The sequence below is a fragment of the Herbaspirillum sp. B65 genome, from assembly GCF_000333555.1.
In the GTDB taxonomy this organism is placed as follows: domain Bacteria; phylum Pseudomonadota; class Gammaproteobacteria; order Burkholderiales; family Burkholderiaceae_D; genus Herbaspirillum; species Herbaspirillum rubrisubalbicans.
The window spans coordinates 1-14,981 of sequence record NZ_BADI01000746.1 but is presented as its reverse complement, the minus strand read 5'-3'; the positions used below and the strand labels follow the sequence as shown (position 1 = coordinate 14,981).

The 14,981-nt window shown below is 58.0% G+C and carries 9 protein-coding genes; 3 read left to right on the top strand and 6 right to left on the bottom strand.

Annotation, left to right across the window (positions count from 1 at the left end):
* Positions 1 to 2,899, top strand: a 2,899-nt coding sequence (locus I5W_RS32125; protein WP_159106129.1) for a hypothetical protein, incomplete at its 5' end; no start/stop codon positions are given.
* Positions 2,900 to 3,139: 240 nt separating this feature from the next.
* Here I5W_RS32125 and gyrB read toward each other — a convergent pair.
* From gyrB to I5W_RS17455, 6 genes are all read right to left on the bottom strand, one after another.
* Positions 3,140 to 5,638 (bottom strand): DNA topoisomerase (ATP-hydrolyzing) subunit B, encoded by a 2,499-nt coding sequence (gene gyrB, locus I5W_RS17480; protein ID WP_044530171.1) that lies wholly within the window; start codon positions 5,636 to 5,638, stop codon positions 3,140 to 3,142.
* 136 nt (positions 5,639 to 5,774) lie between these two features.
* Complete coding sequence (gene dnaN, locus I5W_RS17475) at positions 5,775 to 6,881, bottom strand: DNA polymerase III subunit beta (protein WP_013232087.1); 1,107 nt, start codon at positions 6,879 to 6,881, stop codon at positions 5,775 to 5,777.
* 634 nt (positions 6,882 to 7,515) lie between these two features.
* Positions 7,516 to 8,919 (bottom strand): chromosomal replication initiator protein DnaA, encoded by a 1,404-nt coding sequence (gene dnaA, locus I5W_RS17470; RefSeq protein ID WP_044530170.1) that lies wholly within the window; start codon positions 8,917 to 8,919, stop codon positions 7,516 to 7,518.
* A gap of 399 nt (positions 8,920 to 9,318) precedes the next feature.
* Positions 9,319 to 10,086, bottom strand: a complete 768-nt coding sequence (locus tag I5W_RS17465; RefSeq protein ID WP_044530169.1) for a class II glutamine amidotransferase — start codon at positions 10,084 to 10,086, stop codon at positions 9,319 to 9,321.
* 219 nt (positions 10,087 to 10,305) lie between these two features.
* Positions 10,306 to 10,623 carry a hypothetical protein gene (locus tag I5W_RS17460; RefSeq protein ID WP_044530168.1) on the bottom strand — a complete coding sequence of 106 codons (318 nt, stop codon included), beginning with the start codon at positions 10,621 to 10,623 and terminating at the stop codon, positions 10,306 to 10,308.
* Between the two features lie 639 nt (positions 10,624 to 11,262).
* Positions 11,263 to 11,496, bottom strand: coding sequence for a hypothetical protein (locus tag I5W_RS17455; protein ID WP_017452729.1), 234 nt, complete (start codon positions 11,494 to 11,496; stop codon positions 11,263 to 11,265).
* A 177-nt stretch (positions 11,497 to 11,673) separates the two neighbouring features.
* On the opposite strand from I5W_RS17455, the gene I5W_RS17450 reads away from it, so the two are divergent.
* Together I5W_RS17450 and I5W_RS17445 are read left to right on the top strand one after the other, a co-directional pair.
* Positions 11,674 to 12,633 carry a LysR family transcriptional regulator gene (locus I5W_RS17450; RefSeq protein ID WP_017452730.1) on the top strand — a complete coding sequence of 320 codons (960 nt, stop codon included), beginning with the start codon at positions 11,674 to 11,676 and terminating at the stop codon, positions 12,631 to 12,633.
* A 23-nt stretch (positions 12,634 to 12,656) separates the two neighbouring features.
* Positions 12,657 to 14,732, top strand: coding sequence for an AsmA family protein (locus tag I5W_RS17445; RefSeq protein ID WP_044530167.1), 2,076 nt, complete (start codon positions 12,657 to 12,659; stop codon positions 14,730 to 14,732).
* Positions 14,733 to 14,981 lie beyond the last annotated feature (249 nt).

Genomic DNA, 14,981 nt, shown 5'->3' with positions numbered 1-14,981 from the left:
CAGACGTCTTCAGGGCAGCTTCGCCAATTTCACCAAATGGTACTCTGGACTGACGATTCCAGTCGCTAGAGGGCAGCAAGGCCTATTGCCGGGTGACTGCGCTAGCGTCGTCGATGTGAATGGTCTCAAAATCGGCCTAGTCGGTTTGAACTCTTCGTTCATTCAACTAACAGGTGCTGACTACGCTGGAAAGCTTCTAGTCAGCCCCAAACAGTTGGCTGCAATCACAGATTTCGACCCACCGACTTGGTGCGAGAGGAATGACTTCAATTTCCTCGTCACGCATCACCCTACTGATTGGCTTCATGCCTCGTCGCGTGACAACTTCAGCAAAGACATCTACAAACCTGGCCGCTTTGTCGCTCACCTTTATGGGCACATGCATTCTGCGATGTCTTATACCTACTCGTTGAACGGAAGCCCTCAACAGCGTTCGATTCAGGCATCGTCACTATTTGGTCTGGAGCATTGGTCAGAAGGAAATGTGCAGCATGAGCGCGTTCACGGCTATTCCTTTAATCGTATAACTGTCGACGACGACGATGCTAAATGGAAGATGTGGCCGAGGTTCAGGATGGAACGGCTCAATGGCGACCGAATAGCACCAAATCATAACTTCGACTTGATACCTGGAGAAGAGTATCTTGTCCTTGAGCTCGGGAGGCATAGTAGTCACTTAAATACGCCGACCGAGAGCGTAATTCAAACCGCGGATTTGACGACCGGCGTCGAAAGCTCGAAAGGGATGACGGTACTGGCGAATAGCCGGATGCGCTTGACTCGCGCTCTACATCACGTGGAGATACGTGCGGCCGAACAGACAGAGTGCGTGGCCGCCTTAAATAAAGACCGAATCGCCTGGCTTGGCGCGGACTGGGGTGTCGGTCGAGAAGGGTTCATTTGGTCCGTACTAAAGCGGTTAAATCGCGAATCAGAGCCAGTCTATCGAATTGACTTGAGCGAATACGAAGATAGGAATTCATTTCTGGACGCGTTCGCCAGCAAAATGGGATGCTCATTCACTGACTATTGCCGTGCACTTGTGAACGGCGGCCCCTCAGTGTTGCTCTTTGATGAGGCACCTACAAGCTTGGGTGATGGCTCCGATACTCACATCGAAGAGGATGTTAAGTATTTCTTAGAAATTGCTAAAAGCTATCTTCCGCAGACCATCATCTTCGTTGCCAGCTGGAGCCTGCCAAAGAATACCGAGATTTGGTCGACCAAATTGGGACTTCTGGACGAGCCCGATATGCGCCTTTATTTGGAGGCACAACGCAGCGCGATTTCAGAGCCTATTACAGGGCACTTCGTTTCCCAGGTCTTCCGAAAAACTGAAGGACTTATCGCGCGTGCCGACCAATTGATTAGAGAACTGCAGGTCGTAAATATCGAAGATATTGACCCTCCCGAACTATCGTCAGGCAGAGGTGGCGTGGTCGTTACGGGGGTATCCGTAGCGTTAGTTAAGACAATCGCAGAGTTAGAAAGCGGGAAGAACCCATTATCAGAGCGAGCATATCTGCTTTTACAGATTCTTGCGTTACTGCCGTATGGCGAATCGACCACCGAATTAAAGCATCTTGACCCTGTTCGCCCCATTTTCTCGGACCACGCTCGGCATCTATACGAACTGGACTTACTCGAAACGAAAAATGTCAGCGACCTTATCTCTCAAAATGGCATCCCCGCACCGACGCAGAAGCTGATGCTTATTCCACCGCAGGTGCGAGAGTACGTGTTGTCTAGGATGAGCGCCGCTCACATCAGTAAGTTGGTGACGCTCGCAGCGAATATGTACTTTGGCTCGTCATGGAATGGAGGAAAAATTAACGCAACGAAAATCGCCCAAATTGTTAAAAAAGAGGCGAACGGTCAGTCGGGAAATCCTCATTCGCTGCTCTTGCGATTGTTGGGCGACGCGAGCTTACGCACCCGGCCAACGGTGGTCACATCTGTGTTACAGCTATGCGTCGCTTATTGCAATGCGCTTTTCTCGGCAAATCAATATCGACGAGTTGAATCGGTCGCCTTGGAGATGCTTTCGCTTATTCCTGAGAAATTCACAGCGGAGAGACGTGCTCTCAAGTTGAAACTGGCTCGTGGGTTACGAATGACTGGAGACTATGACCGTGCAATGCCGCTAATCGAGGAATTGCTCGAGACAGAGGAATTGCAAGATACGCGACGCACGTTGTTAATCAACAAGGCCCTTTGCCTACAAAGGATGGGAAGCGAGGACGCCATGGAAGTGGCGAAGGCCATTATAAAAATGGCACCTAAGTCAGCAGATGCGACGCAGGCACGCTCAATCATCTTAGAAATGACGGATGCCAAAGAAAATGCACCTCAACTGCTTTTGTTGGAGAAGCAGTCCCGACTAAAAGGACATAGTACGGTCGCGAACAATCTCACACTTAGTCGAGTAGTGAGCCATGAGGACCCGAATTCTATCAAAGCGTTGCGAACTGTTTACGAAAGCGCTACTGCCGCGAACGATACGTACAACGCTTATCGTGCTGTCACCAAGCTGGCTAGGTTCAGCTATTTACAAACTGGGACTATTGAGCAAGAAGATTTAAAGCGACTTATGGCGGCGTACCATTATTTCTATGGTGAACGCTTTGGGGCACTCTTTACGAGCGCACACTTGGCACTGTGGGATTACTTTGAGGAGCATGGTGAGATTGAAAATTTACTGGCCTTGTTCCGGCATAGCTCTTTCGTATGGCGCCTTAATGGTCATGAGGACAAAGAAAAGAAATACCTTGAAACACTGGAAAAGAGGAAGAACGAAATCCTCTTGTTGGGCGAACGAATCGACAAGAACGTCTTGTATTTTTTGGGCCGTGCCGCCTACCAAGTCAGTCGATTAGAGGGTAGTCCGAAGAGCGGTTAAACATCGATGCGCCCGGAAAGCATATGCACAGTTTTGGCCATATGTCATCGTTCGGCACTCCGGCCATGCCCTCCAAAGGGATGTAGAGCGGAACGGCATCGTGAAACTCACTAATAATTCAATGCTCTGCAGAGCACAATACATGTTTGCATAAGAATTCTCTATCAAAAAAACGCCCTCATAAATTTCTCAATTTATGAGGGCGTTTTTCTCACAATATGCGGCTATCTACAAGCAGCATCAAACGTCAATATTCCCCGCCTGCAACGCATTAGATTCAATAAACGCCCGACGCGGCTCCACATCATCCCCCATCAGCGTCATGAAGATCTGATCCGCAGCAATCGCATCCTCGATCTGCACCTTCAACAAACGGCGCACCGTCGGATCCATGGTGGTTTCCCACAGCTGCTCAGGATTCATCTCGCCCAGACCTTTATAGCGCTGCTTGTTCACGCCACGCTCGGCCTCATCACGCAACCAAGCCATGGCCTGGCGGAATTCGGTAATGACCGATTCCTTGCGCTTCTCACCCTGGCCACGCGCCACGATGGCGCCCTTGCCGATGAGCCCCTTGAAGGTCTCAGCGGCATTCGAGAGCTGCAAGTAATCCGGACCACTCACGAAATCCGCATCGATCACGGTGGCCTTGATGTTGCCATGCTGGCGGCGATGGATATGCAGCGCCACCTTCTCGCTGTGCTCATCCACGCGCGCCTGCACGTCGATGTTGATGTCGTTGATGGCCTTCTTCAGTTCTTCCGCAGTCGCGGTGGCCTCTTCGATGTTCGCCAGCTTCAGCACCACGCCACCGGTCATGATGGCATTCAATGCAGATTCATCGATGGCGCGCGACAGGCGCATGATGATGGCGTTGGCGGTGTTGTACTGGCGTGCCAGTTCCACCAGCGCTTCGCCGCTGATCGGCGCTGCGTCTTCAGCCGGCTTGATCTCGGCATCGTTAAGCGCAATCTGCATCATGTATTGCGCTTCCTCGAAGTCGTCCTTCAGGTAGCGCTCATCCTTGCCGGCCTTGACCTTGTAGAGCGGCGGCTGGGCGATGTAGATGTGGCCGCGTTCGACCAGCGCCGGCATCTGGCGATAGAAGAGCGTCAGCAGCAGGGTGCGGATGTGGGCGCCGTCGACGTCCGCGTCGGTCATGATGATGATGCGGTGATAGCGCAGCTTGTCCGGGTTGAATTCGTCAGCGCCGATGCTGGTGCCAAGCGTGGCAATCAAGGTCGTGATTTGTTCGGAAGACAGCATCTTTTCGAAGCGCGCCTTCTCCACGTTCAAGACCTTGCCGCGCAGCGGCAGGATGGCCTGGAACTTGCGGTCGCGGCCTTGCTTGGCCGAGCCGCCTGCGGAGTCACCCTCGACGATGTAGAGCTCACACAGGGCCGGGTCGCGTTCCTGGCAGTCGGCCAGCTTGGAGGACAAACCCAAGCCATCCATCACCCCCTTGCGGCGCGTCAGTTCGCGCGCCTTGCGGGCGGCTTCGCGGGCGCGGGCGGCTTCGACGATCTTGCCGCAGATGATCTTGGCATCGTTGGGTTTTTCGGCCAGGAAGTCGGTCAGGGTCTTGGCGACGATTTCTTCCACCGGGCCGCGCACTTCGCTGGAAACCAGCTTGTCCTTGGTCTGCGAGCTGAACTTCGGTTCCGGCACCTTCACCGACAGCACGCAGGTCAGGCCTTCGCGCATGTCGTCGCCGGAGATCTCGACCTTGGCCTTCTTGGCGAGATCGTTTTCTTCGATGTACTTGTTGATGACGCGGGTCATCGCGGCACGCAGGCCGGTCAGGTGGGTGCCGCCGTCACGCTGCGGGATGTTGTTGGTGAAGCACAGCACCTGCTCGTTGAAGGCGTCGTTCCATTGCATCGACACGTCCACCGACACCAGCGTGCCCTGGTCGGATTGCTTCTCGCCGGTGGCCTGGAAGATGGTGGGGTTGAGGATGCTCTTGTTCTTGTTGATGTATTCGACGAAACCGCGCGTGCCGCCTTCGAAGGCGAAGTCTTCTTCCTTGCCGGTACGCTGGTCGGAGAGCTTGATATGAACGCCATTGTTGAGGAAGGACAATTCGCGGATGCGCTTGGCCAGGATCTCGTAGTGGAATTCGACGTGGGTGAAGATTTCTTCGTCGGCCCAGAAGTGGACTTCGGTGCCGCGCTTGTCGGATTCGCCCACCACCTTGATGGGGGAGACCTGCACGCCATCGACCATTTCCAGCTCGCGGTTCTGCACGATGCCCTTGGCGAATTCCATGGCGTGCACCTTGCCGTCGCGGCGGATGGTCAGCTTCAGTTTCTTCGACAGTGCGTTCACGCAAGACACGCCCACGCCGTGCAGGCCGCCGGAGACCTTGTAGGAGTTCTGGTCGAACTTGCCGCCGGCGTGCAGTTCGGTCATCACGATTTCGGCGGCCGAACGCTTGGGTTCGTGCTTGTCGTCCATCTTCAGGCCCGTGGGGATGCCGCGGCCGTTGTCGGTAATCGAGATGGAGTTGTCGGCGTGGATGGTGACGTGGATCTCGCTGCAATAGCCGGCCAGGGCTTCGTCGATGGAGTTGTCCAGCACTTCGAACACCAGGTGGTGCAGGCCGGTGCCATCAGAGGTGTCGCCAATGTACATGCCGGGACGCTTGCGCACCGCCTCCAGGCCTTCCAGGATCTGGATGGAAGAAGCGCCATAGCTTTGTTGCGCGGAATTGGTGTTGTCTGCGGGGCTGGAGGACATGGTTACCTTCTGAAAATGCTAGCCAAACGACTAGGGAACGGCAAAAAACGGAATTCGCGGGACGAATCTTTGGAATTCTTAAAAGCAACCGAGGGGCCGTCTGGGACGGCCCCTCGGGCGCGTGGAGCGGTGCTGCTCAGATCCGCATCGGCATGACGACGTACTTGAAGTCGGCGTTGTCCGGGATGGTGATCAGGGCCGACGAGTTGGCATCGCCCAGGGCGATGTTGACGTAGTCGTTCTTGAGGTTGTTGAGGACGTCCAGCAGGTAGCTGACGTTGAAACCGATGTCCACGGTGTCGCCGCCGTAGTCGATTTCCAGTTCTTCGACCGCTTCTTCCTGGTCGGCGTTGGTGGAGCTGATCTTGAGGCTGCCGGGAGCGATCACCCAGCGCACGCCCTTGAACTTGTCGCTGGTCATGATGGCCGCGCGTTGCAGCGAGCGCAGCAGTTGGTCGCGGCTGATGGTGAAGCTGTTCTTGTAGCCCTTGGGCACCACGCGGGTGTAGTCGGGGAACTTGCCTTCGACCAGCTTGGAGATCAGCTCGATGTCGGCAAAGGTCAGCTTGACCTGGTTGTTGGCGATCTGCAGCTGGACTTCTTCATCGCTGTCGTCGAGCAGGCGTTGCAGCTCGATGATGGTCTTGCGCGGGATGATGACTTCCTGGCGCGGGAAATCCTCTTCGGTCTCGACCTGGCAGAAGGCCAGGCGGTGGCCGTCGGTGGCCACTGCGATGACGTTCTTGCCTTCCACCACCAGCAACAGGCCGTTCAGGTAGTAACGGATATCCTGCTGGGCCATGGCGAAATGGACCATGTTGAAGAGGTGCTTCAAGGTCTTCTGCGGCAGGTTGACCTGGGCGTTGTAGTGCTCGGCCTGGGCGACGGTCGGGAATTCTTCGGCGGCCAGCGTCTGCAGGGCGAAGCGGGACTTGCCCGATTGCACGGTCAGACGCTTGTTGGACAGCGAAATGGAGACTTCACCGGAATCCGGCAGGGCGCGCAGGATGTCGAGCAGCTTGCGGGCGGCCACCGTGGTGGCGGTCGCTTCACTGCCGGAGCCGACGTCGGCGTGCGTGGTGATCTGCACTTCGATGTCGGTAGACAGGAAAGACACTTTCTCGCCGTCCTTGCGAATGAGAATATTGGCCAGAATCGGCAATGTGTGCCGACGCTCGACAATACCACTCACGATCTGCAGAGGACGCAGGAGCGTGTCTCTTTGGGTTTTAACCAATTGCATAGTCAGTTTGTCCTTGCTAATAGTGGTTTAAAGGGCGCCGTCGGTCGGCCTTTGGTCTTGCCCATGTCGCGCGTGTTCCTCCTCTGGTGAAAAACAGCTGCTTGCACTGCAACCTGCCTGAAATACGCAACGCTCCTGCATGTGCATGACCGGTGGCCACACCGGTTAAGAACCCGTTCCCGAAAAGCTGGTGATACAGCGACCTGACATTGTCCACCTGCGCCTGACAAAGCCGGGCTGCCAGAACCACTTGGCTACACGTTTAGAACATTTGAATACTTTTGCCGGATCTTGCCGGGTATTTATTCGAAGTTTCCTTGATACTTCGCGGATTTCCTGCTCCGTGGTCGGCCCTTGCGTCCGCCTGCGAAATAACGTCTTCCATTGTACCAATCATCCCCTCTTCGGAGTAGAGCGCCATGGAGGTGAGAAGGGGAAATCAGGTCAAAAAAGCCAGGGCTTTTGTCGGGCGGATATCACTACGATATGCCGCCGCAGGCGGCGCTTTTCAAGTTATCCACAGCGGCGTTTTTCTTCACCTCTGCCAGACCTGTGGATAAAAGAAATGCCGCCTGGTCGGCAAGACGCAGGCGGCATTGTCAGTTTGTTCATATACAGCCGTTGGAAGGCCGACTCAGCCCTTCAGGGTTTGCTCCAGCACGTGCAGCTCGTGGTTGCATTCCGGGCTCTTGGCGCGGTCGGCGGCGATCTTGCGCACCGCGTGCAGCACCGTGGTGTGGTCGCGCCCACCGAAGAGGTCGCCGATTTCCGGCAGGCTCTTCTGGGTCAGTTCCTTGGCCAGGTACATGGCGATCTGGCGCGGGCGGGCGATGTTGGCCGGGCGCTTCTTGGAATACATGTCGGCGACCTTGATGTTGAAGAAGTCGGCCACCGTCTTCTGGATGTTTTCCACCGAGATTTGGCGGTTCTGCACCGACAGCAAGTCCTTCAGGGCTTCCTTGACCACGTCGATGGTGATGTCCTTGCCGTGGAAACGCGAATAGGCCAGGATCTTGCGTAGCGCGCCTTCCAGCTCGCGCACGTTGGAACGCAGGTGCTTGGCCACGAAGAAGGCCACATCGTCGGACAGCACCACGTCTTCGGCGGAAGCCTTCTTCATCAGGATCGCCACCCGCATCTCCAGCTCGGGCGGCTCGATAGCCACCGTCAGGCCGGAGTCGAAACGGGAGATCAGGCGGTCATCCATGCCGCTGATTTCCTTGGGATAGGTATCACTGGTGATGATGATCTGCTTCTTGGCCGCGATCAGGGCTTCGAAGGCATAGAAGAATTCTTCCTGGGTACGGCTCTTGCCGCCGAAGAACTGGATATCGTCGATCAGCAGCAGGTCCAGCGAGTGGTAATACCGCTTGAAGTCGTCAAACCCCTTGCGCTGGTAGGCCGTGACCACGTCGCGCACGTATTGCTCGGCGTGGATGTAGCGGATCTTGGCGCCCGGGTTATCCACAAGCACCTGGTTGCCGATGGCGTGGATGATGTGGGTCTTACCCAGACCCACGCCGCCATACAGGAACAGCGGGTTATACGAGGTGCCGGGATTGTTGGCCACCTGGGTGGCGGCGGCGCGCGCCAGCTGGTTGGCCTTACCGGTGACCAGGTTGTCGAAGGTCAGCACCGGGTTGATGCGCGACTGTTCCTGGCGCGGGGCGACCGCGCGCACCGGCTGGGCCGGTTCCGGATCCAGGTGCAGTTGTTCGTGGTTGGGCAAGCCCAAGCCATTGGCGCCACCGCCATTGGCTTGCGCATTGGCCGCGGCCGGGCGGCGGCCCTGGTTGCCGCGCGGGTCCAGCACGAACTGCACTTCGGTGGGCGCATCCCAATACTCGCAGGCCAGCGCCGTGATGCGGTTGGCGAACTGGGTCTTGACCCAGTCCAGCTTGAAGCGATTGGGCGCGGCAATGCGCAGCAGCCCGTCTTCGAAGTCGAGCGGCACCAGCGGCTTGATCCAGGCGCTGTATTGCTGAGGCGTCAACTCCTGCTCGAGTTTGTGGGAGCAGGCTTGCCAGAAGTTTTCCATGAAGCTTTCTTGTCGGATGATTGCGGCGCCCCTTGCCGCGTCCAGCGGACGGGCCTTGGACGAAGTCGTCCGGGCGCGAAACGAGGGACGCATTTTACTCTGGTAAACCTAAGTTATCCACAGGCGAATCGGCATATTTGCCCCAATAAGCTCATCTATCCACAGGCTGCGCAGCAGCGACTTCAAACTAGCAGCCCTGAAGGCGCTTCGCGGGCGGGTGATAGGGGGACAGAGTAGGAGGCTTGGGGAAAAGACAAGCTGGCCGGGAGGGTCAGGTTTTTTTGTAACAGCCTGTGCAAAACACGAAAGGCGGCGCTGGCCTGTCCCTTTTTTCCCCTGTGGACAGGTTCAACTTGGCGAAAAATTCGCCTGTGGATAAGACACGCCGGCAGGTCGGTGTCAGTCGACTACGGCGCCGTCCACGAAGACCTTCATTTCACCTGGCTGGTATTGCGTCCAGACTTCATTGTCCGTCAGCGGCTGGGTGACGATGACGGCCACCCGGTCGTGGCTGGTAGTGACTTCGGAGAAATCCACCGAGAGGTCTTCATCGGACAGCTTGGCGGTGGTGAAGGGATGCTGGCGGACGATGTAATAGAGGTTGGTGGAGCAATGGGTATAGAGCGCCGAGCCATCCGAGAGCAGCATGTTGAAGGTGCCATGGCTGGCGATGCCGTCGACGATCTCGCGCAGCGCGGCACGCAACTCGGCCAGCAGGGGCAGGGTATCGCCGAAGCGCCGGCGCAGCTCCTGCAGGATATAGCAGAAGGAAAGTTCACTATCGGTAGTACCGACCGGCCGGAAAGGCCCGTCCAGCGTGGGGGTGAAGTTTTTCAGGTCACCATTGTGGGCAAATACCCAATACCGGCCCCACAACTCGCGCACGAAAGGATGGCAGTTGGCCAGCGTCACCCGGCCCTGGGTGGCCTTGCGGATGTGGGCGATGACGTGCTGCGACTTGATCGGATAGCGCTTGATGAGCGCGGCCACCGGCGAATCGACCGCAGCCTGGTGATCGACGAAGGTGCGCACCCCGGAGCCCTCGAAGAAGGCGATGCCCCAGCCATCGCGGTGATGATCGGTCAGCCCGCCGCGGGTGGCGAAGCCGGTGAAGCTGAAGACGATATCGGTGGGGGTGTTGCAGTTCATCCCGAGGAGCTGGCACATGATGTCTTGCGGTAAGGCTGTGGTGATGGGCGGGTGGACAAGTTATCACGATTGCCGCCTGACAGGCCGCGCACAGTGGATAAAAAAAGCCCCGCGAGCTTGCGCTGGCGGGGCTAATCCTTCCTAAAGAGGGAGGAGGAGACACAGTACGTACTACAAAACTTCAACTACACGACCAGAAGCCGTTGGGCCTCGAACGACGATCAGGCGGGGACTTATTCAGTCGCGCGCGGCCATGTTGCGCAGTTCGGCGGCAAAATTCGGTTGGGTCATGCTGTATTCGTTGGCCATGCGGTTCAACATCATCTTGCCGCTGAACTTGTGCGCCAGGATGCGTTGCTCCAGCGACTTGCGGGGCTTGACCAACAGCAGCGCAGCTTGCGCCACACCCAGGATCAGCGGCTTGAACACCATCACCAGGGTCACCAGTGCTCCCAGACCCAGGGCCGGGCGCACATAGGCTGCCATCATACCGATGAAGGACTGCGCGAAGGGCAGGGCGGCTTCTGCGGGAAAGGCCAGGTTCAGGAAGGACATGATATTTCTACCTCTGATAATCAGGCCGCGACACAGTTGCGCGGCGTTCAATTTCACTGTTGTTGCGTCGCAGTATGATGGTTCGCTCGCTGTATGACTACTTTAGAGTGCTCATATCAGTTATAGACTCTGTGAATAAGAGGTTTGGTTAGCTGTTCGGGCCGGCGCCGCATGGCCTATCCGGCAGCAAACCCTTGTGCGCAGGGCTTTTCTACCTCATCGGGTGAGATTGCGGGATACCGGTCAGCGCGCTTTCCCAGCCCATGGGTGATGTGTAATTGCAACGCCACGGCCCCCTTCTTCACATCTTTTCCACCGCTTGTGAATATCTGGTCAGATTGATGCAGATTGATGAGAAACTTGCTGCGCCGCAGGCACGAAAAAAAAAACCCACAGGCAGAGCCTGCGGGGTTAATCCTTCCTAAAGAGGGAGGAGGAGACAACGGATCGGTGTCCTGACGCGTTGATCGAATCAGCGTCAACATAAGCGCCGTACGCGCCGGGAACAACCGAAATCCTTCACTACCGCGCCAGCCGCTCCGGGCCTGACGCCAAGCTCACGCAGAAGTCATGCGCAAGCGGTAAAACTTGAATACGGGTGAAGCAAAAAGCTTCGCAAGAAGCTTATAAAAACTCCGATTAACCGCGCGAAGCGATGAAGCGCAGTTCAGCAGCCAGGTTAGGCTGGGTGGCTTCGAACTTGTCAGCCATGCGGTTCAGTTGGCGGCTACCGGCGGCGCGATCCTGTTCGGCGGCGACCAGTGCCACGGCTTGCAGCTCATGGGCCTTGACGAAGTGGACGAAGATCGTGCGCAGCACGGCTGCGATCTTGCTCTTGAAGCTGCTGTTGGTGCTTTGTGCGATGGTTGCCATGATTCGATCCTTGACGTTGTGTGTTATGTTGCATTGCAGTGTAGTGAAGCGCCTGTTGTTTGACCACTTTCCGTTTCGGATATCAGTTATATTGTCCGTGAATAATATTTCTGCCCGAGATCACGGGCGCCATTTTTCCCCTACCGAGACTTTGATCAAGCCGCAAAGGCCCGCCCTATGAGCTTTCTGACCCTGGACCTGAATTTGTTGCGCGTTTTCGACGCCGTCATGACCGAGCAGAACCTGACCCGGGCGGCCAACCTGCTGGCCATGACCCAGCCGGCTGTCTCCAATGCGCTACGTCGCCTGCGCGACACGCTCAATGATGACCTGGTGATCCGCACCGCCCACGGCGTCAAGCCCACCCCGCGCGCCGAGGAACTGTGGCCCACGGTGCGGCGCGCCCTGTCGGAACTGGAAGCGGTGATCGCACCGGACAGCTTCGATATTTCGCGTGCCCAGAACACCTTCCGCATGGCCATGGTCGATGCCACCGCGGCACTGTGGCTGCCATCGCTGGTACGCACCATCATGCGCGACGCGCCGCGCATCAAGATCCGCATGATGCCGCTGACCACCCGCGACCCGCGCGCCATGCTGCTGCGCGGTGACATCGATCTGGCGGTCGGCTTCTTTCCCGGGGTGACGGCGCAGCTGGCCGATGGCCAGGGCATGGCCAAGACCCAGATCAGTCATGCCCGGCTCTACACCGGCCAGTACGTCTGCGTGATGCACAAGAACCACCCGCTGGCCGGCCAGCCGCTGACGCTGGACAGCTATTGCAACGCCGACCACCTGCTGGTGAGCCTGTCGGGCAAACCCCACGCAGTCATCGACGATGTGCTGGCGGGCATGAACCGCGAGCGCAAGATCCTGCTGACGGTCAACCAGTTCTTCACGGCCGGGCGCATCGTCGCCAGTTCGGAACTCATCACCGTGCTGCCGCGCCACCTGGTGGCCGCTACCGGCATGGCCGAATCGCTGGTGGTCAAGGAACTGCCCTTCCAGACGCCGGAAGAACACGTGGACATGCTCTGGCATGAACGTGACGCCCGCAACCCGGCCCACAAGTGGTTGCGCGCGCACTTGTCTGCAACAACCCATGACGAATTCGGTCGTATCAACATGAAGCGCTGAGCGCCGTGCGGCGGCCTCGGCGCATGTTGATCACCCTCACCGGGGACGCCGAACCGATGTCGCGCCTGACCAAAATCTTCCTCTGGCTGCTGGCCAGCCTGATCCTCCTGATCGCCGCGGCGATCATCTTCCTCATCAGCTTCGACTGGAACCGGGCCAAGCCCTGGATCAACCAGCGCGTCTCCACCGCCATCGGCCGCGACTTCGCCATCGACGGCAATCTCTCGCTGCATTGGCAACGGCCCGAGCCGACTTCAAGCGGAGCCGAATCGGGCTTCTGGGCAAGCTGGATTCCCTGGCCCCGGCTGCAAGCGGAGAATCTGCGCCTGGGCAATCCGCCGGCCTTCGCCCAGTCCGGGCAAATGGCCACGGTGCAGCAAATTACCTTCACGCTCAATCCGCTGCCTTTGCTTGTGCATCAGATTTCCCTGCCTTCGCTGGAGGTGCAGGATCCTTCGGTCTCGCTCTTGCGCAACCGCGAGGCTGTGAACAACTGGACTTTCAGAAGCGACAGCACCGGTCCCTCGACCTGGCAACTGCAACTGGGCCGCATCAGCCTGCGCCAGGGCAAGCTGGCCTTGGATGACGCTGTGGACAAGATCAAGCTGCAGGGCGAGATCGACACCCTCGACCCGGAGCGCGAAAAAGTCTATGGCCTGGGCTGGACGTTGCGCGGCAGCTTCAACGGTGCGCCGGTCAGCGGCCAGGGCAAGGCGGGCGGGGTGTTGTCGCTGCAGAACCAGCAACAACCCTATCCCCTGCAAGCCCAGGTGCAGGTCGGCAAGACCCGCATCGGCGTGCGCGGCACGCTGACCAAGCCGGCCGAGCTGGCGGCGCTGGATCTGCGGCTCTCGCTCTCGGGCGCCAGCATGGGCAACCTCTATCCGCTGACCGGCGTGCTGCTGCCGGAAACGCCACCCTTTGCGACCGAGGGTCGGCTGATCGGCAAGATCGCTGCCGGGGGCAGTCAATGGCGTTACCAGGACTTCAGCGGCAAGGTCGGCGACAGCGACCTCAATGGCAGCCTGGATTACCAGACCGGGGGCATGCGCGCGCAATTGACCGGTGCGCTCACCTCCAACGTGTTGCGCTTTGACGACCTGGCGCCGCTGATCGGCGCCGACTCCAACGCCCAGAAGGCGCAACGCGGTGCCGAGGAGCGCCAGCCTGTGGACAAGATATTGCCGGTCAAGACCTTCAGCACCGAAGCCTGGGGCGCGCTGGATGCCGACGTGCGCTTCACCGGCAAGCGCATCATCCGGCAGCAGGGCCTGCCCATCACCGACTTGCAGGCGCATCTGATCTTGAAGGACAAGGTCCTGACGCTGGACCCGCTCAATTTTGGCGTGGCTGGTGGCAATCTGACCTCCACCATCCGCCTGGATGGTCAGGCGGCCCGGATGAAGGCCGATATGAAGCTTTCTGCGCGCAAGCTGAAGATCCAGCAGCTCTATCCCCAGCTCGATGCCTCCCGCACCAGCTTCGGCGAGATCAATGGCGATGCGCGCCTGAGCTCGAGCGGCAATTCGGTCGCCGCGATGCTGGGCTCGTCCAATGGCGAAGTGAAGGTTTTAGTCAACCAGGGCGCCATCAGCAAGTTCCTGTTGGAAGCCGCCGGCCTGAATGTGGGCAACGTAGTCATCAGCAAGCTGTTCGGCGACAAGGAGGTCAAGCTCAATTGCCTGGCCGGCGACCTGCCGGTACATGACGGCGTGATGCAAGTGAAGACCTTGCTGCTCGATACCGAGGATGCCTTGATCGTGGTCGATGGCAGCATCGACATGAAGCGTGAACTGCTGGACCTGAATGTGCATCCGCGCAGCAAGGGCTTGCGCATCATCTCGCTGCGCTCGCCGCTCTACGTCAAGGGCAGCTTCAAGAACCCGGACGTGGGTGTGGACAAGGCCGTGCTGGCGCTGCGGGCCGGCGGTGCGCTGGCGCTGGGCTTGCTGGCGCCGGTGACGGCGATCCTGCCGCTGATCAATATCGACGGCGACCAGAAGGCCGACTGTGGGCAATTACTGGAAGAAGTGAAGAAAGCTCCACTGCTCCCAGCGACCGGTAAAAGCAAATCCGTCAAGGGTGCGCCTAAAAAATAGGCAGTGATAATCCAGGGCAATTGTTGGCGTGACGGCAGGGGATAACTTTCCTCGACCAGCCGCAAAATGGCTGTTTTTTCGTCAACAGTGTCACGGCGAATGGCCGCCCTTTCTTCCGAAATCCCCAGAAAACGGCTGCTGGCACCCCATTGCGGGGCTGCGCAAGCCCAAAATCACCGACGAATTGGCCTAAATCGGTGACTTCTCAAAAATTCCCTCTTTCGCTCCCGATCCATCGAATTCGCTGCC